The 25,826-nt window shown below is 52.6% G+C and carries 18 protein-coding genes and 1 riboswitch; of the genes, 3 read left to right on the top strand and 15 right to left on the bottom strand.

Features of this window, described 5'->3' with window-relative positions:
- Positions 1-103 precede the first annotated feature (103 nt).
- The 8 genes from WMO29_RS01200 to WMO29_RS01165 all read right to left on the bottom strand — a co-directional run bounded on the left by WMO29_RS01200 (position 104) and on the right by WMO29_RS01165 (position 12,243).
- Entirely contained in the window at positions 104-1,339 is a 1,236-nt protein-coding gene (locus tag WMO29_RS01200; RefSeq protein ID WP_349163408.1) for a DUF1015 domain-containing protein, read from the bottom strand.
- Positions 1,339-2,502 (bottom strand): phosphoglycerate dehydrogenase, encoded by a 1,164-nt coding sequence (locus tag WMO29_RS01195; RefSeq protein ID WP_349163407.1) that lies wholly within the window; start codon positions 2,500-2,502, stop codon positions 1,339-1,341. The genes WMO29_RS01200 and WMO29_RS01195 overlap by 1 nt, the downstream gene beginning before the upstream one ends.
- A gap of 3 nt (positions 2,503-2,505) precedes the next feature.
- The gene (gene serC / locus WMO29_RS01190; RefSeq protein WP_349163406.1) at positions 2,506-3,585 is read right to left on the bottom strand and encodes a 3-phosphoserine/phosphohydroxythreonine transaminase; all 1,080 of its coding nucleotides are present in this window, start codon (positions 3,583-3,585) and stop codon (positions 2,506-2,508) included.
- A 130-nt stretch (positions 3,586-3,715) separates the two neighbouring features.
- On the bottom strand, positions 3,716-4,996 hold the full coding sequence (locus WMO29_RS01185; RefSeq protein WP_349163405.1) for a L,D-transpeptidase family protein: 1,281 nt from the start codon (positions 4,994-4,996) through the stop codon (positions 3,716-3,718).
- 123 nt (positions 4,997-5,119) lie between these two features.
- Positions 5,120-6,799 (bottom strand): biosynthetic-type acetolactate synthase large subunit, encoded by a 1,680-nt coding sequence (gene ilvB / locus WMO29_RS01180; RefSeq protein WP_349163404.1) that lies wholly within the window; start codon positions 6,797-6,799, stop codon positions 5,120-5,122.
- 62 nt (positions 6,800-6,861) lie between these two features.
- Complete coding sequence (gene ilvD, locus WMO29_RS01175; protein WP_349163403.1) at positions 6,862-8,523, bottom strand: dihydroxy-acid dehydratase; 1,662 nt, start codon at positions 8,521-8,523, stop codon at positions 6,862-6,864.
- Between the two features lie 32 nt (positions 8,524-8,555).
- Positions 8,556-9,638 (bottom strand): 3-isopropylmalate dehydrogenase, encoded by a 1,083-nt coding sequence (gene leuB / locus WMO29_RS01170; RefSeq protein ID WP_349163402.1) that lies wholly within the window; start codon positions 9,636-9,638, stop codon positions 8,556-8,558.
- Positions 9,639-10,068: 430 nt separating this feature from the next.
- Positions 10,069-12,243 (bottom strand): PTS sugar transporter subunit IIABC, encoded by a 2,175-nt coding sequence (locus WMO29_RS01165; RefSeq protein WP_349163401.1) that lies wholly within the window; start codon positions 12,241-12,243, stop codon positions 10,069-10,071.
- A gap of 394 nt (positions 12,244-12,637) precedes the next feature.
- Between WMO29_RS01165 and WMO29_RS01160 the strand changes: the two genes are divergently transcribed.
- Positions 12,638-13,477 carry a PRD domain-containing protein gene (locus WMO29_RS01160; protein WP_349163400.1) on the top strand — a complete coding sequence of 280 codons (840 nt, stop codon included), beginning with the start codon at positions 12,638-12,640 and terminating at the stop codon, positions 13,475-13,477.
- Here WMO29_RS01160 and WMO29_RS01155 read toward each other — a convergent pair.
- Positions 13,450-13,743: a hypothetical protein gene (locus tag WMO29_RS01155; RefSeq protein ID WP_349163399.1), complete on the bottom strand. Its 294-nt coding sequence runs from the start codon at positions 13,741-13,743 to the stop codon at positions 13,450-13,452. The genes WMO29_RS01160 and WMO29_RS01155 overlap by 28 nt on opposite strands.
- 255 nt (positions 13,744-13,998) lie before the next feature.
- On the opposite strand from WMO29_RS01155, the gene WMO29_RS01150 reads away from it, so the two are divergent.
- Positions 13,999-14,832, top strand: coding sequence for a delta-lactam-biosynthetic de-N-acetylase (locus tag WMO29_RS01150; RefSeq protein WP_349163398.1), 834 nt, complete (start codon positions 13,999-14,001; stop codon positions 14,830-14,832).
- 118 nt (positions 14,833-14,950) lie between these two features.
- Here WMO29_RS01150 and WMO29_RS01145 read toward each other — a convergent pair whose 3' ends face one another.
- The 5 genes from WMO29_RS01145 to WMO29_RS01125 all read right to left on the bottom strand — a co-directional run bounded on the left by WMO29_RS01145 (position 14,951) and on the right by WMO29_RS01125 (position 23,653).
- A complete protein-coding gene (locus WMO29_RS01145; RefSeq protein ID WP_178037950.1) occupies positions 14,951-15,328 on the bottom strand; it encodes a Rid family detoxifying hydrolase in 378 nt (125 codons plus the stop codon).
- A 228-nt stretch (positions 15,329-15,556) separates the two neighbouring features.
- Positions 15,557-17,050 carry a glutamate synthase subunit beta gene (locus tag WMO29_RS01140; RefSeq protein ID WP_349163397.1) on the bottom strand — a complete coding sequence of 498 codons (1,494 nt, stop codon included), beginning with the start codon at positions 17,048-17,050 and terminating at the stop codon, positions 15,557-15,559.
- 13 nt (positions 17,051-17,063) lie between these two features.
- The gene (gene gltB / locus WMO29_RS01135; RefSeq protein ID WP_178037948.1) at positions 17,064-21,596 is read right to left on the bottom strand and encodes a glutamate synthase large subunit; all 4,533 of its coding nucleotides are present in this window, start codon (positions 21,594-21,596) and stop codon (positions 17,064-17,066) included.
- 403 nt (positions 21,597-21,999) lie between these two features.
- A complete protein-coding gene (locus tag WMO29_RS01130) occupies positions 22,000-22,806 on the bottom strand; it encodes a CPBP family intramembrane glutamic endopeptidase (protein ID WP_349163395.1) in 807 nt (268 codons plus the stop codon).
- Entirely contained in the window at positions 22,790-23,653 is an 864-nt protein-coding gene (locus WMO29_RS01125; RefSeq protein ID WP_349163394.1) for a sialate O-acetylesterase, read from the bottom strand. The genes WMO29_RS01130 and WMO29_RS01125 overlap by 17 nt, the downstream gene beginning before the upstream one ends.
- Positions 23,654-23,877: 224 nt before the next feature.
- A riboswitch (TPP riboswitch) is annotated at positions 23,878-23,978 on the top strand.
- A 38-nt stretch (positions 23,979-24,016) separates the two neighbouring features.
- Here WMO29_RS01125 and thiT point away from each other — a divergent pair.
- The gene (gene thiT / locus WMO29_RS01120) at positions 24,017-24,691 is read left to right on the top strand and encodes an energy-coupled thiamine transporter ThiT (RefSeq protein WP_178037945.1); all 675 of its coding nucleotides are present in this window, start codon (positions 24,017-24,019) and stop codon (positions 24,689-24,691) included.
- 101 nt (positions 24,692-24,792) lie between these two features.
- Here the strand turns inward: thiT and WMO29_RS01115 are convergent, their stop codons facing one another.
- Positions 24,793-25,797: a helix-turn-helix domain-containing protein gene (locus WMO29_RS01115; protein ID WP_349163393.1), complete on the bottom strand. Its 1,005-nt coding sequence runs from the start codon at positions 25,795-25,797 to the stop codon at positions 24,793-24,795.
- Positions 25,798-25,826 lie beyond the last annotated feature (29 nt).

Below are 25,826 nucleotides of genomic sequence, written 5' to 3'. Positions count from 1 at the left end.
GACTTTTACTTCCAAAATTCTAACAGCGCCTATTATAGAGCATTTTTCCATATATTGCAAGTGCTTATTGTAAATTCAGAAATTCAGAAGCTCTCTGAGCCTTTTATTTTAATGCATGGATAAATAATCCGCTGCGGAGCTTTGGCTCAAACCAGGTAGATTTAGGCGGCATCAGCAGTCCGGCGTCCGCCACTGCAAATAATTCTCCTATGGAAGTCGGATACATGGCAAAGGCCACCTTCATATCTGTATGTACCCGGCGCTCCAGCTCGGAAAGTCCGCGAATTCCGCCGACAAAGTCAATGCGCTTGTCTGTCTTCGGATCCTGAATGCCCAGAACCGGCTCCAGAATTTGCTTCTGCAGAATGGATACATCCAGACCCTCCACCGGATCACAGTTCTCATATTCCGGCTTCAGGGTCAGCAGATACCATTTGTCCTCCAGGAACAGAGTCACCTGTCCTTTCCTCTTCGGATGCTCTGCCTTGTCCAGCTTCTCCACATCAAAGACCTTTTTGATCCCGCTTAAAAATTCCTCCGGCGTCAGGCCGTTCAGTTCGCGGACCACACGGTTGTAATCCATAATCATCAACTCGTCGTCCGGGAAAATCACGGACAGAAAGTAGTTAAACTCCTCCTCGCCGGTATAGCCCGGATGCTCCTCCCGACGCTTTACGCCCACACGCACAGCGGAAGCCGCCCGGTGATGGCCGTCAGCGATATAGAGGGCGTTCATCTGATGAAAGGCCTCATAGATGGCGCTGATTTTCTCTGTGTCCGCTATTTTCCAGCCTCGATGACGGATCCCGTCCTCCGAGGTGAAGTCAAACAGAGCCGCGCCCGTCTTTACGTCCACCACAATTTTTTTCAGGCTCTCCTGATTCCGGTAAGCCAGGAAAATCGGGCCGGTCTGGGCGTCGCAGATGTCCACGTGACGCACACGATCTTCTTCCTTCTCCCGACGGGTATTCTCATGCTTCTTGATCATACCGTTCAGATAATCGTCAATGGAAGCGCAGGCCACGATACCGGTCTGACTGCGGCCGTTCATGGTCAGCTCATAAAGATAATAACAGGGCTTGTCGTCCTGCACGAAATCACCGTTCTCTACCATGCCCCAGAGCAGCTCTTTTGCTTTCTGATAAACCTCCGGTGCATAGATATCTGTCTCTTCGGAAAGCTGCGTCTCCGCGCGGTCGATACGAAGGAAGGTCAGGGGCTTTCCCTCTACGGCCTTTCTTGCCTCTTCCCGATTGTATACATCATAGGGAAGCGCCGCGATATCTGCCTCTTTTCCGGCTGCGGGCCGGATGCCGCGAAAAGCTCTGATCTCTGCCATTAGCAGATCACCCGCACTTTCAGAACGCCGTCTACGGCTTCAAGCTTCTCGATAAGCTCCGGGCTTGCCGGACTTTCCAGATCGAACATGGAGTACGCGTAGTCACCGCGGCTCTTATTGGTCATATTGCCGATATTGTAGTTGGCGTCGCCGAGAATGGTAGTGAACTGGCTCAGCATATTTTTGACATTCTTATGGCAGATAGCCACACGCGCCGGATAACTGGGGATACCCATGTCGCAGTCCGGATAGTTGACGGAGTGCTGAATGTTGCCGTGCTCCAGATAGCAGCGAACTTCCTTCACCGCCATACGCGCACAGTTCTCCTCTGCTTCCTCCGTGGAAGCGCCCAGATGTGGGGTTACGATCACACCCTTCGCGCCTGCGGTGGTGGTGTTCGGGAAATCAGTCATATAGCGGGCTACTTTTCCCTTCTTCAGCGCGTCCACCATAGCCTTCTCGTCTACCAGAAGATCCCGGGCATAGTTCAGAACTACTACGCCGTCCTTCATCTTCTCGATGGCCTCTGCATTGATCATACCCTTTGTGCTGTCCAGAAGCGGCACATGAATGGTGATGTAATCACACTCTTTATAGATATCGTCCACATTGGTAATGTGACGGATATTGCGGGACAGATTCCAGGCTGCCTCTACGGAGATATACGGGTCATAGCCCAGTACTTCCATGCCAAGATGTGTGGCTGCGTTTGCCACCTGCACGCCGATGGCGCCAAGACCGATGATGCCCAGCTTCTTGCCCTGAATCTCATGGCCTGCAAACTGCTTCTTCTGCTTTTCCGCAAGCTTACTGATATCCTCGTTCATACGCTCGGACTGCACCCAGTTGACGCCGCCCACGATATCTCTGGCTGCCAGCAGCATACCTGCCAGTACCAGCTCCTTAACGCCGTTGGCATTGGCTCCCGGTGTATTGAATACAACGATACCCTGATCCGCACATTTGGTAAGCGGAATGTTATTTACACCGGCTCCTGCACGGGCAATAGCCTTCAGATTTTCCGGGAATTCTACCTCATGAAGCGCCGCGCTTCTGACCAGCAGTGCGTCCGCCTCCTCCATATTCTCGGTCTGCTTATAATCCTCTGTGAAATGATTCAGACCGAACTGTGCGATCTGATTCATGCATTTGTACTGATACATGGCTTAGTTTTCCTCCTCAAACTTCTTCATAAACTCTACCAGAGCCTTGACGCCCTCGATCGGCATAGCATTGTAAATGCTTGCGCGCATGCCGCCGACGGTTCTGTGACCCTTCAGGTTCACAAAGCCTGCCTCGGTGGCCTCTTTGATAAATTTGGCGTCCAGATCCTTGTCACCGGTTACAAACGGTACATTCATAATAGAACGGTCTTCTTTGCGGACCGTGCCCTTGAACAGCTTACTGGAATCCAGGAAGTCATAGAGAACCTTTGCCTTTTCTTCATTTCTCGCCTTCATCACTTCCAGACCGCCCTGCTTCTTCAGCCATTTGAAAACCTTGCCGCACATGTAGATGCAGTAGCAGTTCGGAGTGTTGTAAAGAGAATTGGCATCCGCATGGATCTTGTACTTCATATAAGTCGGCGTGTACGGAAGCACATCCTCGGTAATCAAATCCTCCCGGATGATGACGATGGCCATGCCTGCGGGACCCACATTTTTCTGTACGCCGCCGTAGATCAGACCATATTTGCTTACGTCTACCGGCTCGGATAAGAAACAGGAGGAAATATCAGATACCAGAGTCTTGCCCTTGGTATCCGGCAGGGTATGGAACTTGGTTCCGTAGATGGTGTTGTTCTCGCAGATATATACATAATCTGCGTCCGGGCTGATCGGCAGATCGGAGCAATCCGGAATATAAGAGAAGGTTTTATCCTCGGATGACGCGATAGCGTTTGCCTGTCCGTAGATCTGCGCCTCTTTCAATGCTTTCTTTGCCCACTGTCCGGTGATGATGTAATCCGCCACCCTATTTTTCATCAGGTTCATGGGAATCGCCGCGAACTGCAAATGCGCGCCGCCCTGCATGAACAGCACCTTGTAATTGTCCGGGATCTGCATCAAATCGCGCAGATCCTGTTCTGCCTCATTGATGATATTCTCGAAAGCCTTAGAGCGGTGTGACATCTCCATCACAGACATTCCTGTTCCCTTGTAGTCCAGCATCTCATCTGCTGCCTCGCGTAAAACCTCTTCCGGCATTACGGCCGGTCCTGCTGAAAAATTGTACACACGACTCATGTTTTCATTCCTCCCGTTTTCACTCATGGCCCGGCAGATAATTCAGAACTTCCTGACTATCGCCGGGCCTTTACGTATGTATTATAATTTCCTTTATTCTATTACTCTGTTAAACTGTTGTCAATGTTTTTTAGTAATACAGTACTACCGGCGTTCCTGTTTCCATATTGGCATATACCTGCGCCATAGCTGCCGGCGGTGTATTGACACAGCCATGGGAGCCATTGGTCAGATAGACCTCTCCGCCAAACTCGGCACGCCAGTACGCGTCATGGATTCCGTAATTGCCGTAGAAGGGCATCCAGTAATTTACCGGCGTACGGTAGTTATCGCCCTTCAGCACTGCGTTACGGGTCTTATACTGAATCTGGGACACGATAGCCGGCGTATTGTAACCACGGCTGATATTGCCGGTTACCACATCGGTGTCAACCACCAGGCTACCATTTTTATAGCACCACATATGCTGCGCTCCCATATCTACCTCGATATAGGTGCTTCCGATGTCGCCGTTGGGTCCATCCCAGGTATTTCCCTTATGGCTGTACGCCGGCTCCTTTGTAACAGTCTCGCCCTTTTCAATAGAAGCGAGAAGTGCTGCGCTCTCGGTCGCTTTATCAATCTGCCAGCCGTAGTTGCCACCCTTTACCGTAATGGTACCGCGCAACGTACTGTTGAAGCTGCGGGCCTGCTTGTAGGTGTCGCGCTCCTTTGCAAGCTCCGTCACCCAATCGGTCACAGCCTGCTCCGAAAGCGCTGCCTTGTAATCATCATCAATGGTAATAAAACCGCTGATAACGGATTTGTCCGCCACATCACTCTGTTTTCCAAAGGTATAAGTGACAGACGCTCCCAGCCATTCATCAAGCTGCGCTGTCAGCGATGTAATTTCTTCTGATTCTGTAGTAATCTGGGGCTCCACATAGCAGCCTGCCTCATCCAGATCAAGGGTCTCTATCAGGCTTTCGGAAGCAATGCGGATCTGGCCGCTTAAGGCTTCCCAATCAAGCTCGGCACCCTGCTCCTCTTTATGTATCTTGTAGCCATCCTCCGTCATTTCCACCCAGGCATTTTCCGGAGAAGCGCCCTTTTTCATGCAGGAATTCACTGCAGCATCAAAGGCATCCTCATCGTAGCTGATCTCCGGTCCAATCTGGTACAGATCCTTCTGCCAGAACATTCTGGGCCATAGAAAACCGTTCTGCTTCCGCTTCAGCGTCCGGACGGTATCGCCCTCAGAGAAGCTCATGCCAAGCTTTTCCGGGGTCAGGGTGACGGTGTCGCCGCCCCGCTCCGTAATGGTTAATGTGTAAGCGTTTGCCTGAGAAAGCAGCAGCTCGTTCACCTGTTTCACTGTATACAGATCCGCGTTCACTCCGTTGACCTCGGTACCCGTAAAGAAATGTTCCATAAAATAAATGGAAACTCCCACGTATGCCACAACAAGAACAATTAACACCCAGAGATACCAGCGTATCCGTTTTATTACCGCTATCATTTTTTCACTTTTTACTCCACTCGTTTTTTTGATGTCTTACTTCTGATTTAAATCGTCCGCATCAAAGGTATCCTCCAGCGGGGCTCCCGGAGACATCATCGGGAACACCTTGTCATCACTGTCGATGACACACTCCAGCACCACCGGACGGCCCATGGCAATGGCCTTCTCCAGCGCCGGAGCGACTTCTTCCTTCTTTGTCACACGCATACCGACTGCGCCCATGGCCTCTGCCAGCTTTACGAAATCCACCTGATCGTTTAAGACGGTGGCGGAATAGCGCTGTCCATAGTACAGGGTCTGCCACTGACGTACCATACCCAGCACATGGTTATTCAGTACTAACTCGATGATCGGTACCTGATAGCGGGCTGCCGTCGCAATTTCATTCATATTCATGCGGAAGCAGCCGTCGCCTGCCACATTGACTACCGTTTTTTCCGGGCAGCCAATCTTGGCTCCGATGCCGGCTCCCAGGCCATAGCCCATGGTTCCCAGTCCTCCCGAGGTCAGGAAGGTTCTCGGCCCCTTGTACTTATAATACTGTGCCGCCCACATCTGGTTCTGACCAACCTCGGTGGTGATAATGGCGTCGCCCTTTGTTACGCGGTACAATTCTTCTACCACATAGGGGCCTGTCAGACGGTCGTCGTCAAATTTCAGCGGATATTTATTCTTCAGGGCTTCTACCTCTTCTACCCATGCGTCATGCTTCATATCCGGAAGCTTCGCGTTCAGGATTTCCAGCACGGATTTCACATCGCCGATGACGCTGCCGCTTACCAGGACATTTTTATTGATCTCTGCCGGGTCGATGTCGATCTGGAGAATCTTCGCCTTTTTGGCAAATCGGCTGGTGTCGCCGGTGACACGGTCGCTGAAACGCGCGCCCAGAGTAATCAGCAGATCGCAGTGGGCTACGCCGAAATTGGACGCCTTGGTTCCGTGCATACCCAGCATGCCAGTGTACAGCGGGTCGGTGCCGTTGAACGCGCCCTTTCCCATCAGGGAATCACAGACCGGAGCGTTGACCTTATGGGCAAAGATATTTACCATTTCGGATGCGCCGGAGATAACAGAACCTCCGCCCACAAAGATGAACGGACGCTCTGCCTCCCGAATCATTTCCAGGGCTTTTTCGATATCCTCATCTTTGATAGTATCCGTTACGCGCTTGGGCTCTTCCGGCTTCTTATATTCATAGTCGCTCTTATCCGCGGTGGCATTCTTGGTGATGTCCACCAGGACCGGACCGGGACGTCCGCTTCTGGCGATATCGAAGGCCTTGCGAAGAGCCGGGGCCAGTGCTTCTGCATCCTTAATAATAAAGTTATGCTTGGTAATCGGCATGGTAATACCGGAAATATCTACCTCCTGGAAGGAATCTCTTCCCAACAGTCCTTTTCCCACGTTGCAGGTAATGGCTACCATGGGTACAGAATCCATGTACGCGGTAGCGATACCGGTAACCAGATTGGTGGCACCCGGGCCGGATGTGGCCAGACATACGCCTACCTTGCCGGTGGCTCTGGCATAGCCGTCCGCCGCATGGGACGCGCCCTGCTCGTGAGAGGTCAGAATATGACGAATCTCATCGCTGTGCTTATATAATTCATCGTATACATTCAGAATGGCTCCGCCCGGGTAACCGAAAACCGTGTCTACGCCCTGCTCTTTGAGACATTCTACTAAGATCTGTGAACCTGTCAGTTCCATATTTGCTCTCCCCTTTATTCATATTAACTCGTACGTTTAGCCCATACAAACGCATGACTAAACTATTTCTCCAGTATTGCTCCTCTGTTTCCGGAGGTTACCATTTTCGCGTAGCGCGCCAGATAGCCTGTAGTGACCCTCGGCTCACGCGGCTGCCATTTCGCTTTTCTGGCTGCCAGTTCCTCGTCAGATACCAGAACCTCCAGCTTGTTGTTCGGAATATCAATGAGGATACGATCGCCCTCTTCTACCAGGGCAATCGGTCCGCCTACGGCTGCTTCCGGAGATACGTGTCCGATAGACGCGCCTCTGGACGCGCCGCTGAAACGGCCATCGGTAATCAGTGCCACCGTGGAGCCCAGACCCATACCTGCGATGGCGGAAGTCGGGTTCAGCATCTCTCTCATGCCCGGGCCACCCTTGGGTCCCTCGTAGCGGATAACAACCACGTCGCCTGCCACGATCTTGCCGCCCTTGATAGCTGCGATAGCGTCCTCCTCACAGTCGAAGACGCGGGCCGGTCCCTCATGGACCATCATTTCCGGCACCACTGCGGAACGCTTTACCACGCCGGTATCCGGCGCCAGGTTGCCCTTCAGAACGGCGATACCGCCGATCTCGCTGTAGGGATTGTCAATGGGTCGGATGACCTCCGGGTTACGGTTTATACAGCCTGCAATGTTTTCGCCGACGGTCTTGCCGGTTACGGTAATCAGATCTGTGTTCAGCAGGTTCTTCTTATTTAATTCGTTCATAACTGCGTATACGCCGCCTGCCTCGTTCAGGTCTTCCATGTAAGTGGGGCCTGCCGGCGCCAGGTGGCACAGGTTCGGAGTTTTGGCGCTCATCTCGTTGGCAATCTCCATATTCAGATCCACATCTGCCTCATGGGCGATGGCCGGAAGATGCAGCATACTGTTGGTGGAGCAGCCCAGAGCCATATCCACAGTCAGGGCATTCAGGAACGCTTCCTTTGTCATAATGTCACGGGGACGGATATTCTTTTTCCACAGCTCCATGACCTGCATGCCTGCGTGCTTCGCAAGCTTGATTCGCTCGGAGTAGACAGCCGGAATGGTTCCATTTCCCGGAAGGCCCATGCCCAGCGCCTCAGTCAGACAGTTCATGCTGTTGGCGGTATACATACCGGAGCAGGAACCGCAGGTGGGACAAACCTTTGCCTCGAACTCTTTTACGTCCTCCTCAGTCATGGTGCCTGCCGCGTAGGAGCCCACTGCCTCGAACATGCTGGAAAGACTGCGCTTCTGGCCGTGTACATGACCTGCCAGCATGGGGCCGCCGCTGACGAAAACGGTCGGCACATTGATACGGGCTGCTGCCATCAGAAGTCCCGGCACATTCTTGTCACAGTTCGGCACCATAACCAGGGCGTCGAACTGATGAGCCATAGCCATGCACTCGGTGGAATCGGCAATCAGGTCACGGGTTACCAGGGAGTATTTCATGCCCACATGCCCCATGGCGATGCCGTCGCAGACTGCGATAGCCGGAAATACAATCGGAGTACCGCCGCCCATGGCAACGCCAAGCTTTACGGCTTCTACGATTTTATCCAGGTTCATATGTCCCGGTACGATCTCATTATAGGAACTCACGATGCCGACCAACGGCTTCTTCATCTCTTCTTCTGTCAGGCCCAGCGCGTTAAACAGACTGCGGTGGGGCGCCTGCTGCATACCCTCTTTTACTGCGTCACTTCTCATCTTTTCGTTCTCCTTCTATAATAAATACTGTATTATACTCTCTCTGCAATCAGATCGCCCATCTCTGTGGTTCCTACCTTCTTGCAGCCTTCGGACATAATATCTCCGGTGCGGTACCCCTCTGTCAGTACCTGTTGGACGGCCTGCTCAATGGCGTCTGCCTCTTTATCCAGGTCGAAGCTGTAACGCAGCATCATAGCTGCGGACAGGATGGTTGCGATGGGGTTCGCAATATTCTGTCCCGCGATGTCCGGGGCGGATCCGCCACTGGGCTCGTAAAGACCGAATTTGGTGTCGTTCAGGCTGGCACTGGCCAGCATTCCGATGGAACCGGTTACCATGCTCGCTTCATCGGAGAGGATATCACCAAACATATTCTCGGTCAGGATGACGTCAAACTGGGCTGGGTCTTTGACGAGCTGCATGGCGCAGTTGTCTACCAGCATATGAGTCAGCTCGATATCCGGGTATTCCTTTGCCACTTCTTCCACGACTTTTCTCCAGAGTCTGGAAGAATCCAGCACGTTGGCTTTATCTACACTGCATACTTTCCTTCTGCGCTTGCCCGCGATGTCGAAGGCGCGCTTTGCGATACGGCGGATTTCATGCTCGTTATAGGTCAGGGTGTCGATGGCAGTCATGACGCCGTCTACCTCTTTTGTCTCTCTGGCTCCAAAGTAGAGACCTCCGGTCAGCTCGCGCATGATCATCAGATCGAAGCCCTTGTCGCTGATGTCCTTGCGGAGCGGGCAGGCGTCCTGGAGCTCTTTATACAGGATAGCCGGGCGCAGATTTGCGAACAGGCCTAAGGATTTACGAAGCTTTAAAAGCCCTGCCTCGGGGCGACGGTCTGCCGGCAACTTATACCAGGGCGAGGTGGCTGCGTTGCCGCCGATGGATCCCATGAGAACTGCGTCGCTCTTTTTGGCGCTTTCGATGGTTTCGTCGGTGAGCGGTACGCCGTGAACGTCGATGGATGCTCCGCCCATCAGTAAATCTGTGTAATGAATCTCATGTCCATATTTTTCTGCGATGCGGTCAAGGACTTTTCTTGCCTCCCGCACGACCTCCGGCCCAATGCCATCGCCGGATATGACTGCTAAGTTTAAGTTCATTTTTTCATCTCCCCTTTGATGCGTTACTTTAGTGTAGAAAATTCCGTATTATTATTACTATAGAACATAAATCGTGTTTTTTCAACTGGGAGATGCATTTTTTTTCATGTTGTGTACTGCCGGGACAGAAAAATATTCCTCTGTGGGAACACGCCTAGGTTACGTACTGCCGGGACAAAAAGCTTCCCCTGTGAGAACACGCACATTTTCCTACTCCTCGCAGGCGGCTTATACGCACCTGACCGCCTAACTCGGCCTTCGGCCTCAAACAGAGGCTCCTTCAGGTGCTGCCAGCCTGCTCGTCCCTACGGAAAATGAGCTAACGTTCTCACAGGGGAAGCTTTTTGTCCCGGCAGGGATATACGTCATTGATGAGATTAGACGTATTGTTCTGCGGGGTGGATCGTTTTTCTATATTATTGAAAATGGGTTACGCCAGGGTCTCCACTGCGAACAGAGGCTCGCCTGCTTTGATCTCGCCGTCGCCGATCTGGCGGATGCGCTGGTTCGGGGCAAGCTCGGTGCAGAGTACCGGGGAGCAGAGGGAAGGCGCGTGGCTCTTCAGGAAGTCGATGTCGATCTTCATGAGCGGTTCGCCTTTCTTGACCTTCTGGCCGTTTTCTACGAAGACTTCAAAGCCTTCTCCGTTCAAATTTACAGTGTCGATGCCGATGTGGAGAAGCAGGGCTACTCCGCTGTCCGTCTGGAAGCCGATGGCATGCTTTGTGTCGAACACGAAGACTACCTCGCCGTCTTCCGGTGCGCAGATGATGGCATCTTCGGGGGTTACGGCTGCGCCGTCGCCCATCATTTTGCCTGCGAAGCCTTCATCCGGCACGTTCTCCAGAGCGGTAGCCAATCCGGTGATGGGGCTGGAAATGATGGTGGTGGAAACGATACTTTCTTCTGCGGGCGCTGCTGCTTCCTCTGTAGCTTCTGTGGTGAATACTGTGTCTGTGCTCTCCGCCGCGGTTTCCTCTTCGAAGGTATCCGGCGCAGTCTCCAGATAAGTCTCCAGCTTTGCCTTGATAACCGTTACCTGGGGTCCGTAGATGATCTGGACGCCCTGGCCTTTGATGATGATGCCGCGGGATCCGGTGGTTTTAATCAGGGCCTCATTTACTTTAGATGAATCTGCTACGGTAAGGCGCAGTCTGGTGGCGCAGCAGTCTACGCCGGTGATGTTGGCTTTGCCGCCCAGGCCTCTGGTGATGGTCTCGCTGACCGGGTCGGCGGAAGTTGTATTATTTGCCGCGTTTTTCGCGTTTACATCTGCTTTTGTATACAGTTTGGTTTCCTCATCGTCGTCCTCACGGCCCGGGGTCTTGAAGTCGAATTTCTTGATCAGGAAGGTGAAGATCACATAGTACAGGATGAAGTAAATAATGCCCACCGGGATGATGCGAAGCCAGCTTGTCTTCTCATTTCCCTGCAGGATTCCAAACAGAAACAGATCCAGGAAGCCGCCGGAGAAGGTCAGACCTACGGCAACGTTCAGCATATGGGCAATCATGTAGGCGGAACCGGCCAGGATTACCTGTACAGCGAACAGGGCCGGCGCTACGAACAGGAAGGAAAACTCCAGGGGCTCTGTGATTCCGGTGAACATGCAGGCCAGAGCTGCGGACAGCAGAAGGCCGCCTGCCTGTTTTTTCTTTTCCGGCTTCGCGCACTGATACATGGCCAGGGCTGCGCCCGGCAGACCGAAGATCATGAAAATAAACTCGCCGGAGAAGTAACGGGTTGCGTCTGCACTGAAGTGCGCCACGTTGGCGGAATCAGCAAGCTGGGCGAAGAAGATGTTCTGGCCGCCCTGTACCAGCTGGCCTGCCACTTCCATGGTGCCGCCTACGGCAGTCTGCCAGAAGGGCATGTAGAATACGTGATGCAGTCCGAAGGGAATCAGCGCACGCTTGATAATACCGAAAATCAGGGTTCCGATGTAGCCGCTGCCGGTTACCAGGCCGCCCAGGGCGTAGATGCCGTTCTGTACCACCGGCCATACGAAGTACATGGCGATGCCGACGAACATATATACTACCGTAGAAATAATCGGGACGAAACGGGAGCCGCCGAAGAAGGATAAGGCGTTCGGAAGCTCAATCATATGGAAGCGGTTGTGCAGAGCCGCTACACCAAGGCCCACGATGATACCGCCGAAGACGCCCATCTGCAGAGACTGGATGCCGCACACAGAAGTGATGGTTCCTTCCAGCACGTCCGCGGAAATGGTGCCGTCGGCCAGGAGCTTACCGTTGACCTGCAGCATGGCGTTGATGGCAGTATTCATAACGAAGAAGGCAATCAGCGCGGAAAGGGCGGATACTTCTTTCTCCTTGTGGGCCATACCGATGGCTACACCCACGGCGAAGATCAGCGGCAGGTTATTGAACACGGCGCTGCCCACCTGATTCATGATAATTAACAGGGAATTTAATATGGTACCTTTGCCCAGGATGGCGGTCAGACCATAGGTGGCAATGGTGGTCTCATTGGTAAAAGAACTACCGATACCCAGCAGCAGACCCGCTACCGGAAGAATGGCGATGGGAAGCATGAAGGAGCGTCCCACCCGCTGCAATACGCCAAAAATCTTGTCTTTCATTGTTTTCTCTCTCCTTGAAATGCAATCTTATTTTTGACGTTTATGCAAGAGCTTATTCATCTGTACGGCAAAATCCCACTTCTCCGGATAATCGGATTTTGGGCACAAAAAAGACAATAACCCTACATAAACATACAAAAATATTTGTGATATCTATGCCAAGTTAATGCCTGCCGAACAGTTACACACTTAATGCAAAATGAGTATACAACATGATTTATGGGAAAGTCAAGCGGATTTTTCAAATTGCTCGTGATTTTATAACAAATTTTATTCGGTTGCAGCCGAGTCAGTTGCAGCCGAACAAAAAATATTTCCTTTCCGTTCTCCTCTTTACATTTTTCCTTCTATTTGTTACCATAATTTTAACATCGTTTACGGGGGAGATTCCATTATGTATCGGGTGAGCAGAGTTCTGAATAATAACGGCGTCATCGCCATTGATATGGATGATAATCAGGAATATGTATTGCTGGGAAAGGGGCTTGGCTTCGGGAAGAAGGTCTCGGAGCGGTTTGAGAAGCCGGAAGGGGCGTCCATGTACCGGTTGGCAGATGATACGGAACGGGGTTCCGCGAAATCTCTGGCCCGGAATGTGCCTCCGGAATTTATCGAGATGGCCGACGCGGTTATGCGGGAAGCCGAAAGCCGCTTCGGCACCGTGGATCGCCGGGTCATGCTGCCACTGGCCGATCATCTGTCCTTCGCAGCCTCCCGGGTCCGGAACGGCGAACAGATCAGCAATCCTCTGACCGACGACATCCGCACCCTGTTCCACAGTGAATTTAAAACGGCTCTTCTTATCAAGGATCTGTTCCGCGATCGTCTGGGTCTCTCCCTCGACGACCACGAGGTGGGCTACGTGGCTCTCCACGTCCACTCTGCCATCGAGGATGAGAAGATCTCCATGGCCATGCAGACCGCACAGGCCGTCCGGGAGTGCGTCGACATGCTGGAGCAGGAAACAGGAGAGCACATCGACGTACTCTCCCTTGCCTACAATCGTCTCATGAATCATATCAAATACATGGTCGCCCGGGGTGTCACCGGCGAAGATCTGAAGGTGAATATGAACGACTATATGTCTGTTAGATTTCCCAAATCCTACGCCCTGGCCACCTCTGTCTGCGATCGCCTGGCCGCTTCCACCGGTCTTACCTTCGACGAGATGGAGATCGGCTATCTGGCCATGCATATCGAACGGGTTTACAGCACCTGCTCGCCATCCACATAAAGGTGATAACCGTTTGCGATCACGTTATCCGTACTGCCGGTGAAGCTGTAGGTCTCGCCATCTGCGGTAGTATCCGAATCTATCGTCGTGGCCGCCATTCCGTTGGAAGCGTCGCTGCCCTCTTTGATGTCATCCGCCGTCACCGTATTGCCGTCTACCGCTGTCACCTGCGCAATTACGCTCTCGCTCTCTTCTGCCTCCGACGTCTGTGTGCTATCTGCCGTTGTCTTTGTACAACCGGTCATTCCCACTGTCGCCAATGCCACAGCACAACCCATCACCAACAATTTCGCATACTACATACTTTTATACCTCCATTTATGCCCCCGGAAGCTTCCCGCTCTCCGGTGCCAATGCTTTGTTTTCTGTTGATGCTGTTATCATACCGGAACTTTGTGTTCAGATTATGGGAGAATTATGGAAAAACTGTGAAATGCGGTTTCCTGTGAACGCAATCCTGCGTTCATATACCTTCTGATTTTCACATATACTGTAAAACTACAAGTCGAAGGAGTCTGCCCATGAAACCTGTCGCTTCCATGTCTGCTCACCTGTTCCTGCGCCTGTGCGGGATTGCCCTGCTTCTGACCCTGTCCTATTTCGGCGGTCAGGGCGTCGCGCGCATTTCGGACGAAAGTGCTGCACTACTCCCTGTATCCGGAGCAGCTTCCACCAGCTGGGGATTGGGCTTTGGCGAACCCGGCACTCCGCCCGCCGGTACAGTTTCTGCCAATACGCTAAAAAAATATAACGCTTATTACATAGAAGAAACGGCGGAAAAGAAACTTTATCTGACCTTCGACTGCGGCTTTGAAAATGGCAATACGCCTGCGATTCTGGACGCCCTGAAGAAGCACGACGCGCCCGCCACCTTCTTCGTGGTGGGCAATTATCTGGATACCAGCCCGGATCTGGTAAAACGGATGCTGGCAGAGGGACATACGGTGGGCAATCATACTTACCACCACCCGAATATGTCCAAAATCAGTACCGAAGCGGACTTCGCGAAGGAGCTGGAATCCCTGGAAGCTCTTTACCAGGAAGTGACCGGCGAGCCCATCTCGAAATACTATCGGCCACCCCAGGGCATTTACAGCGAAAAGAATCTGCAGATGGCCAAAGATCTGGGCTACCACACCTTCTTCTGGAGCCTGGCCTACGTGGACTGGAAACAGGATGATCAGCCCACCCACGAACAGGCCTTCGACAAGCTTCTGACCCGCATCCATCCGGGCGCCGTGGTACTGCTCCACAACACCTCGAAAACTAATGGGGAGATTCTCGACGAGCTATTGACGAAGTGGGAGGAGATGGGGTATACCTTTCATCCTTTGAGCGAGCTGTGCGGGGCGTAACGAAAACCGGGAATGAATCTACAGTAATTCATTCCCGGAGTCTGATTTTATCTTTTCTGCATCTGCTTTGTTTCCAAAAAGGAAGCGCCTCCCAGCGCTCCCTCTTTCATCTCATTTTTTATCTTCCCGCGATAACCTCTACCTCGCACAGCACGCCCTTGGGCAGGTCCTTCACTGCCACGCAGGATCTGGCCGGAGCCTCTTCCTTAAAATAGCGGCTGTATACCTCGTTGAACTTGGCAAAATCCGCGATGTCTGCCAGGAAACAGGTGGTCTTGATCACGTTGCTGTAGTCGAGACCTGCCTCTTTTAAGATAGCTCCCACATTCTTCAGGGACTGATCTGCCTGACCCTCGATGTTGTCAGACTCTACCTCGCCGGTAGCCGGGTTTACCGGAATCTGGCCGGATGCGTATACCATTCCATTATACTCGATGGCCTGGGAATAAGGGCCGATGGCTGCGGGTGCGTTGGTTGTTGCGATAACTTTTTTCATTGTTTTACCTCCATTGATTCTTTGGAATAAAATTTGTAACTGTTCAGTACCTGAACAGTTACTAAAATCTATCCTATTCCTTACTATATAGCGTTAAATTTTCCTTGTCAATTCAGGATTCTGATTATCCATTAATCATAATTTCCAATCCGCAGATTTTTCTCATTTAAAATCAGAACGTAAAAAGAAAGAGAAGTTTTTGACGCTTCTCTTTCTCCCGATGTTTATTTACTGCACCTGCAGACTCGTATATCCCATCAGATCCAGGTCCACCGCGCAGGCGGCCTCCCGGCCCTCGCGGATGGCCCAAACTACCAGGGACTGACCCCGGTGCATGTCTCCTGCGGTGAAGACCCGGTCCACGTTGGTCTTGTACTGGCCCGGAGCGGTGTTGACATTGGTTCTGGCATTGACCTCCACGCCAAAGGCCTTGGTTACATAGTCCTGGCTTCCCAGGAAGCCTGCGGCGATCAGCACCACGTCCACATCCAGGGTGAACTCGCTGCCCTCGATGGGTACCATCATCATACGGCCGGTCTTCTCGTCCTTCTTACTCTCCAGCTTGCAGCAGACGGCTTTCTTCAGATTACCAGCCTTGTCGCCGATGAACTCCTTGACGGTGGTGGTATAGATACGCGGGTCGGAGCCAAACATAGCGATAGCTTCCTCCTGGCCGTAATCAGTCTTGCAGATCTTCGGCCATTCGGGCCAGGGGTTGTTCGGGGTCCGGGTATCCGGCGCCTTCGGCATCATTTCCAGCTGGATGACGGATTTTGCGCCAAGTCTGATAGAGGTTCCCACACAGTCATTTCCGGTGTCGCCTCCGCCGATGACCATCACGTTCTTCCCTTTGGTGGAAATGAATTTCTTGTCAGCGAAATTGGAATCCAGCAGACTCTTGGTGGTGGCCCGGAGAAAATCTACCGCGAAATAAATTCCCTTCAGCTCTCTGCCCGGCACCTTGATGTCCCGGGGATTGGAAGCGCCGCAGGTCAGAATCACACGATCGTAATCCTTCAGAATCTCTGCCGCCTTCTTATCCTTACCCACATCCGTATTGACTACAAATTCCACGCCCTCAGCCTTCATCATGTCGATTTTCCGATCAATGATGTGCTTCTCCAGCTTCATATTCGGAATGCCATAGCGGAGAAGTCCGCCTACCCGGTCAAAGCGCTCGAACACCGTCACAGAATGGCCTCTGTGATTCAGCTGATCCGCTGCTGCCAGTCCCGAAGGACCGCTTCCGATAATCGCGATCTTCTTGCCGGTACGGTTCGTGGGCGGCGTCGGTACGGCATAGCCCTCTTTGTAGGCATTTTCAATGATGGCTAATTCGTTACTCTTGGTGGATACCGGATCGCCGTTCAGGTTGCAGGTACAGGCCTTCTCGCAGAGAGCCGGACACACCCGTCCCGTGAACTCCGGGAAGCTGCTGGTGCGCTTCAGACGCTTGTAGGCCTGCTCCCAGTTGCCCATATACAGTAAATCGTTCCACTCCGGGATCAGGTTGTGCAGCGGACAGCCGGAAGCCATGCCACCAATCATCATACCTGCCTGGCAGAAGGGGACGCCGCATGACATGCAACGCGCTCCCTGTTTTTCCTGCTCCTCTTTGGAAAGAGGGGTATGGAATTCATTAAAATGCTTGATACGTTCCTTCGGAGACTGTGCTTTCGGATTTACCCGGTCATACTCCATAAATCCTGTCGGTTTTCCCATGATGCTCCCCTCCTTATTTCTGCTGGTTTGCGTAAAATGCTTCAATCTGTGCCTGCTCGCTGCTTAAGCCCTTCTCCTCCATCTGGACGATGGTCATCAGCATCCGCTGGTAATCCCGCGGAATAATCTTCTTGAACTTGGGCAGATACTCTCCAAAGTTCGCCAGGATTTCCTTGCCCTTCTCGGAGTTGGTGTAAGCCACATGATCCTCGATCATGCCCTTCAGCTCCAGCACGTCGTATTTATCGGTCACTTCCTGAATCAGAACCATACTCTTATTGAGCTTTGTATACAGGTCGCGGTCCTCATCCAGCACATAAGCCACGCCGCCGCTCATACCTGCGGCGAAATTCTTGCCCGTCTTGCCGATAACGGCCACCCGGCCACCGGTCATGTACTCGCAGCCGTGGTCGCCCACGCCCTCGACGACTGCTACCGCGCCGGAATTACGGACGCAGAAACGCTCGCCGGCCACGCCGTTGATGTAAGCCTTGCCGCTGGTGGCGCCGTAGAGAGCCACATTTCCGATGATAATATTTTCATCCTGCTTGAAGTGTACACCTCTGGGCGGATAAACCACCAGCTTGCCGCCGGACAGACCCTTGCCGAAATAGTCGTTGCTGTCGCCCTCCAGTTCCAGAGTCAGACCCTTCGGGATAAAGGCTCCGAAGCTCTGTCCGCCCGCGCCCTTACATTTTACCGTAAAAGTATCCTCTTCCAGGCCTTCCGGATACCGCTTGGTGATCTCAGAACCAAACATGGTGCCGAAAGCACGATCCGTATTGCCCACATCCAGCTCGATGCTGCGCTTGGTGCCATTTTCCAGGGCCGGGAGCAGCTGCTTGAACAGAACCTTCTGATCCAGGGTCTTCTCCAGTTCGAAGTTGTAGACCAGCTTCGGATCAAAGATAACCTTCTGGCCCTTACCTGCGAACGGGTTGTTCAGGATGTTGCTTAAGTCAATCTCCGCCTGACGGCCGGTCAGTCCCTCGCGGACCTTCAGAAGGTCGGAGCGTCCCACCAGCTCGTCCACGGTGCGCACGCCCAGACGGGCCATGTACTCCCGGAGATCCTGCGCGATAAAGCGCATGAAGTTGATGACATATTCAGGTTTGCCGCGGAACCGTTTTCTCAGCTCCGGGTTCTGGGTAGCCACGCCCACCGGGCAGGTATCCAGGTTGCAGACACGCATCATGACACAGCCCATGGTTACCAGCGGCGCTGTGGCGAAGCCGAACTCCTCGGCTCCCAGCATGGCCGCAATGGCCACATCCTCTCCGGTCATCAGCTTGCCGTCGGTCTCAATGCGGACACGGCTTCGCAGACCATTCATGATCAAAGTCTGGTGAGTCTCTGCCAGTCCCAGCTCCCAGGGAAGTCCCGCGTTGTGGATGGAGCTTCTGGGCGCCGCACCGGTACCTCCGTCGTATCCGGAAATCAGGATAACCTGGGCTCCGGCCTTGGCTACACCGGCTGCGACAGTTCCCACGCCGGCCTCGGAAACCAGCTTCACAGAAATCCGTGCGTCCCGGTTGGAATTCTTCAAATCATAAATCAGCTGCGCCAAATCCTCAATGGAATAGATATCGTGATGAGGCGGCGGGGAAATCAGGCTCACGCCCGGCGTGGAGTGACGGGTCTTGGCAATCCACGGATACACCTTTCCGCCCGGCAGGTGGCCGCCCTCACCGGGCTTCGCGCCCTGGGCCATCTTGATCTGCAGCTCTTTGGCGCTGACCAGATACCTGGAGGTTACGCCGAAACGTCCCGAAGCCACCTGCTTGATGGCAGAACAGCGGTTCAGGCCGTCCGGTCCGATTTCCAGACGCTCCAGGCTCTCACCGCCCTCACCGGAGTTGGACTTGCCATGCAGAGTGTTCATGGCGATGGCCAGACATTCATGGGCCTCCTGGGAAATGGATCCGTAGGACATGGCTCCGGTCTTAAACCGGGTCACGATGGAGTCCACGCTCTCTACCTCCTCAATGGGTACGCCCTTCTTCGGATAGTTGAAGTCCATCAGCCTGCGGAGATAACCCCGGTTATTTTCCCCGTTGATAAGCTCCGTATATTCCTTGAACATCTTGTAGTCGCCCCGCTTTGTGGACTCCTGCAGCAGATGGATGGTCTGCGGATTGTACAGATGCTTCTCGCCGCCGCTTCTGCTCTTATGGCGTCCCACGCTCTCCAGCGTCAGGTCCACATTCAGTCCCAGGGGATCGAAGGCTGCGGAATGAAGCTCGTCCGCCTGTTTCTCAATGTCTGCCAGAGTGATGCCGCCCACACGGCTGACGGTATTGGTGAAGTACTCGTCCACCACATCCTTGTCGATACCGATGGCCTCGAAGATCTTGGAGCCCTGATAGGACTGGATGGTTGAAATACCCATCTTGGAAGCGATTTTTACGATGCCATGAAGTACCGCGCTGTTATAATCGTCTACGGCTGCGTAATAATCTTTATTCAGCAGCTTGCATGATACCAGTTCCCGGATGGTCTCCTGTGCCAGATAGGGGTTGATAGCACAGGCGCCGTAGCCTAAAAGTGCTGCGAAATGATGTACCTCTCTGGGCTCGCCGCTCTCCAGAATCAACGCCACGCCGGTACGCTTCTTGGTGGTAACCAGATGCTGGTTCAGTCCGGATACCGCAAGCAAGGACGGAATCGCCACATGGTTCTCATCCACGCCCCGGTCGGAGATAATCAGGATATTCGCGCCGTCCCGATAAGCACGGTCCGCCTCCACATACAAACGATCCATGGCCTTCTTCAGGCTGGTATTTTTATAATAGGTAATCGGAATCACTTCTACCTTGAAGCCGGGAACCTTCATGCTCTTAATCTTCAGGATATCCGTGTTCGTCAGAATCGGATGGTTGATGCGAAGCAGTCTGCAGTTTTCCGGGGTCTCCTCCAGCACATTTCCTTCCTTGCCCACATACACGGTGGTAGAGGTGACGATTTCCTCACGGATGGCGTCGATAGGCGGATTGGTAACCTGGGCGAACCGCTGCTTGAAATAGTTAAAAAGCGGCGGATGCTCCTCGGACAATGCCGCCAGCGGGGTGTCGATACCCATGGCTCCGATACCCTCGGCTCCGTTCTGGGCCATCTGCAGGATGGAGGTACGGTATTCCTCGTAGTTGTATCCAAAGGACTTCTGCAGTTTTCTGCGCTCATCTGCGGAAAACTCCGGTACTCTTTCATTGGGGATCTTCAGATCCTTTAACTGTACCAGGTTGCTGTCCAGCCACTCGCCGTAGGGCTGCGCAGAAGCGTATTTTTCTTTCAGATGCTCGTCGTCGATGACCTCACCTTTGACTGTATCCACCAGAAGCATTTTTCCAGGATGGAGACGCTCTTTGATGACAATCTTCGTCGGATCGATGTCCAGGACGCCCACCTCAGAGGAAAGAATCAGGGTGTCGTCGGTGGTGATGTAGTAACGGGAAGGCCTAAGGCCGTTGCGGTCCAGAACGGCTCCCATCACATCGCCGTCGCTGAACAGAATGGATGCCGGGCCGTCCCAGGGCTCCATCATGGTAGCGTAATACTGGTAAAAATCACGCTTTTTCTGAGACATGGCCTTGTTGTTATCCCAGGGCTCCGGAATGGTAATCATGACGGCCAGCGGAAGATCCATACCGCTCATAACCAGGAACTCCAGGGTATTATCCAGCATGGCGGAGTCGGAACCGGATGCATTAACCACCGGAAGCACCTTGTTCAGATCTTTTTTCAGATGGCTGGACTCCATGGTTTCCTCCCGGGCCAGCATCTTGTCCGCGTTGCCCTGGATGGTGTTGATCTCGCCGTTGTGTACGATAAAACGGTTGGGATGAGCTCTCTCCCAGCTGGGGTTTGTATTGGTACTGAAACGGGAATGTACGATGGCGATGGCCGATTCGTAATTCTCATCCTGCAGATCCTGGAAGAAGGAACGCAGCTGATGTACCAGGAACATGCCCTTGTATACAATGGTTCTGCTGGAAAGGGATACCACGTAGGTATCGTCGTTGGACTGCTCAAAGGTCCGGCGGGCCACATAGAGCTTTCGATCGAAATCCAGTCCCTTTTCCACATTCGCCGGACGCTTCACGAAGCCCTGCATGATGCACGGCATCTTCTCCAGCGCCTTGGTTCCGAGAACGGACGGTACGGTGGGAACCTCTCTCCAGCCCAGGAACTCCATGCCCTCTTTTTCCACAATGATCTCGAACATCTTCCGGGCCTGGTTGCGCTTCAGCTCATCCTGGGGGAAGAAGAACATTCCGATACCGTAATCTCTTTCTTCACCTAAAAAGACGCCGAGAGGTTTGACTGCCTGGGAGAAGAACTTATGTGATATCTGTAATAAGATTCCTACTCCGTCTCCAGTCTTACCTTCGGCGTCTTTGCCGGCCCTGTGTTCCAGGTTCTCTACAATTTTCAATGCGTTCGCCACGGTCTCGTGACTTTTCAATCCTTTGATGTTGACCACTGCACCGATACCACAGTTATCGTGCTCAAATCGCGGGTCATACAATCCCATGCTCTGTTGGCTCATACCCATCCCTCCAGCTCCTTGAACTCGCTTGTTTGGAATTTTCAATTACTATTATTCTTCAGTGCAGCGTCCTGCCCTGACTTTATTGGTACTATACAACGATTTTTTTCAGATGTAAAGAGTGAATTTTTGTTATGTTGTCAGATTATTTGTGAATTTTTATTTTTTCATTGAATTGTGTCTTTGTTTTCTCTTTTTTCTTTGGAAATAAGGACTATAGGAACAATTCAAATATCATTTTTCTCAATAATTTTTCTGGTTATTCATGGACCTTCTTAATCTTGAACGCCCTTCGCTCCTATTGGCTCAAATTTAACACATACTTTTTCATGAAGCACGGTCTTTCACTCACTGCCTGCACAACAAAAGCAGCTCCATGGTTGGGCTGCCTTTGCTTGCGTTCTTAAATTGTAAATTTCTTCCATGCACAAAACCCAGCCAGCAGACACACCGCCGTCACCGCCAGATACAACGGCAAGCTTCCATAAAGCACATTCTGCCACTCCGGCATCCTCTCCAGAAAAATGGTAGAGGCGTTCACCGCCGCATGGGCCAGAATCGCCGGAGGAAGCGAACCTTCCGCCTCGTAAACCCAATTCAGGTACAAACCGATCAGGAACGCGAACAGCCCCTGCACCAGATTACCGTGAAGAATACCAAAGAGCAGGGACGCGCAAACAATAGCTGCATAAGGGTTCTGCAACACCTTTTTCAGATTCCGGTAGAGAATTCCCCGCACCAGAAGTTCTTCCAGGATCGGGGCCGTCACCACACTGGCCGCCACCAGAGACAGAAGACTTCCCGTATACAGGCTGTCGCTGGCCGTCTCATAGCCCGGAAACAGGGTGGGTAATGGCGTTAGGCCAATCAACAGGTTGAAGCCGCGGCCCAGGAACAGACCACCCAGGATCGCCAGAATCAGCCGGTTTATCCGGGGCTGCTTTTTCCAGGCGGCAGTTTTTCCGCTGCTGCGCGTTTTCTGCCCATCCGCCTGCCCACGAATGCGATCTTCACGATACATCCTGTAAAAAATTGGAATTTCAATGGCATTAACAGCAGCCAGCTCCCAGACTGCATGCTCCGGAGCTGTAAAAAATTCGAAAAAGCACAATTCCAGTGCCGCCTGGATTGCCATATTCAGATTCACATACAGCAGGAACGGCATGGCCAGCTCCCACAGGGTTTTACCAAGACTATTTTTCTGATCCATGCTCTTTCACATACGCCCCCGCATTTTTTCCGGCGTCCGCGCCGATGAGATTCAGAGCCTCCTGGTTGTAATGGATGCCCAGTTCATCCCGCAGATCCGCGTCAGTCAGCTCCGCCGGAAGGGTAGACACCAGGATCAGATTCTCATTTTCCTCACAGGCCGCAAGCTGCGCGTCCATCACAGCCTGGTGCTTCGCCGGGTCAGTCAGATCCGGACCAAGCTGAATCAGAAAACATTTTTCCACGCCCTGCTCCTTCATGTAGGAGACCAGTTCGGCAAGCTGCGCCTTGTATTCATCGACCGTAGTCTCCAGATTTGCATCGGCCTCGCCCTGGAACCAGACCATGTAGGTGTGATACACATGAATTTTTTCTTTCTTCATGCAGTCCTTCGCCGCGTTCAGGCGATCGGCTGTCTCCTCCTTCAGGCCTTTGGTCAGCCAGCCGTTCAGGGAAGAGCTGCCCCGGGACGCGGATACAGCCACCACCGGCACGTTCGTCTGCTCATAGTAGGCGTTTACAAAGGAGGTCACCAGACTGCCCTTGCGCTCCAGAAGCTCCGTGTCGTCCAGGGCTCCGCGATTTTCCTTCTCCCCAAATGGCTCCTCCAGCACATGCAGGGTATCCGGGTCGGTCACGGCGCGATACTCGTAACCGGCTCCTTCGGTAAGCTTTGGCGCGGCACTTGCGTCGCCGCCTGCGCCGCTCATGTTGCTCTGGCCCATAAAAATAATCAGGTCCATGCTCCGCCAGGTTTTCTGCTGATAAATATTCACGCACACCAGAAGAAGGCAGCAGAGGGCGCTTAAGAGAAAGATGACTTTTTTATTGTTCGGTACTCGGTTCATAGAATTCTCCGTTTCTTATACTTTGACCCTGTTTCACCTTTGGCTACCAGGGTTCTATTCCATATGGATTCATATTCTACAAGTATAAGCCCCTTCTTTGCCCCTGTCAAATCTTCCTGCTATTCACGAAAATACAAAATGTTTCTCTCTACTTTTTCACGAAAACACAAAATGTTTTCTCTTGACTTTCTTTCCCAGTTACCCTATAGTGGAATTAATCACATAGCGACAGCTAGGGGAGCCAAAGGCTGAGAATACACTTCTGTGTTGACCCTCATTACTTGAACCGGTTAGTACCGGCGTAAGGAAGCATCTTTTGTATCCCCTCCTGTGAAATTTTTCATACCTAAGGAGGATTTTTTTATGTCACTTTTTGCTACGAAGCTGGTGGACGAGTACGGCGGTACCACCTATAACCTGACGGGCCTGGGCTATGGCGCCCTGGTGGCTCTGATGCTGCTTCTTCTCATTCTGGCCTGCTACGTCACCGGAGGCAAGACCAGATTCAAAACCAAGCATCTGGTTTTCGCGGCGGCAGCCATGGCGCTGGCCATGATTACTTCGTTCCTGAAGCTTTTTGAGGCTCCCATGGGCGGCTCCGTCACCCTGTTTTCCATGCTGTTTATCTGCTGCATCGGTTACTGGTACGGCCTGCGCACCGGCATCATGACCGGCGTGGCCTACGGCCTCTTACAGCTTATCTCTGACCCCTACATCATCAGCCTGCCCCAGATGATCACCGACTACCTGCTGGCCTTCGGAGCGCTCGGACTGTCCGGTATCTTCTGCAATAAAAAGAACGGACTCATCAAAGGCTACATTGTGGGCGTCCTGGGCCGCTACTTCTTTGCCTTCCTGTCCGGCCTGATTTTCTTCGGTATGTACGCAGAAGGAACCGGCATGAGCGCCCCGGTTTATTCCCTGGCCTACAACGGCTCTTATCTGGGCTGCGAGGCGGCCATTACACTGATTGTACTGGCGATTCCGGCGGTAAATAAGGCATTTGCGCAGGTGAAGCAGATGGCGGTGGCAGATTAAACAATCATTCTTTTACACCAACAAAAAATGCCGTGGATTCTTTTGTAGAATCTACGGCATTTTTTCCTCTTTTCGAAAACTTTTTACGACCCTGTTTCCTTCTATTTTTCCGAGGTTTTGTCACTATCTTTCTGCTGCTGCCGTTTCTTTTTGATGGTAAACCGCAGCTCCGCCTGCTTTGTGCCGATGATCATTTCCCATTGGATGCCGTCGCATTCGGTACGGTTGGAAAGGATGTCGTCTTTTTCGTAGCTTTCGGTGTCGTATTCCACCAGGATCATGCCCTTCTGACGCTCACCTCCGATGATCATGCGGTGGTCGGTGAAGGCGATGATGGGGTGCCACATCATGGGGAGGGCGTTTCGGGTGTATTCGCCGTACTGGGTGACCAGTTCGACGGCTTCGCCAGGCTTCAATTCTGCCTCAATGGCTTTCAGAATCTTCTCGCACTTACTCTCGTCCGGCTCCGGCTGCTGGCGGCTTTTCAGAAAGTACAGCATCTCTTGAGCCGTGTTCATTTTCGGGCACTGATTTTCCATCAGGCTTTCCAACTGCTCCGTAGTGAACTCGTATTCATCTTTATTCATGCGCTGGCACTGGAGGATGCAGATAAAACCTATCAGCAACAAAGAAGACACACCTGCATTCAGACCGACTCCGGCTTTTCTCATATACGCAAACCACAATTCGAAAACTATATACAAAACCATTGCCATACCTACACAGAGCAGACTGAATTTCAGGCTGGAATCGATCTGTTTCTTCCAGGCTGCCCGCTCCTGATTCAGATACTGCACCACCGTATGTAGTCCCTCATAGGTTACGACTCCGGCGTTTCCGCCTTCTGCTTTCATATCCACAGCTGAACCGCTGTCATCCGGCTGCATCTTCATTTCCCGCCTGCTTCCCTCCAGCAGCTCCTGCACCGTCACCCCCAGCACATCCGCCAGTTCCAGTAACAGTGAGATATCCGGCATCCCATGACCATTTTCCCAGCGGGAGACACTGCGGGAATTAACGCCAAGCCTCGCTCCAAGCTGTTCCTGGGTCATGCCCTTTCCCTTTCTCAGTTCCGCGATAAACTTTCCGGTTTTGATCTGCTCCATGGTGAAGTCCTCCTGCTGTGTTTTCTGAT

The organism is Laedolimicola intestinihominis (genome assembly GCF_040096155.1).
Lineage (GTDB): Bacteria > Bacillota > Clostridia > Lachnospirales > Lachnospiraceae > Laedolimicola > Laedolimicola intestinihominis.
Note: the sequence above shows the minus strand (reverse complement) of the source record. Positions and strands in the feature narration are given on the sequence as shown.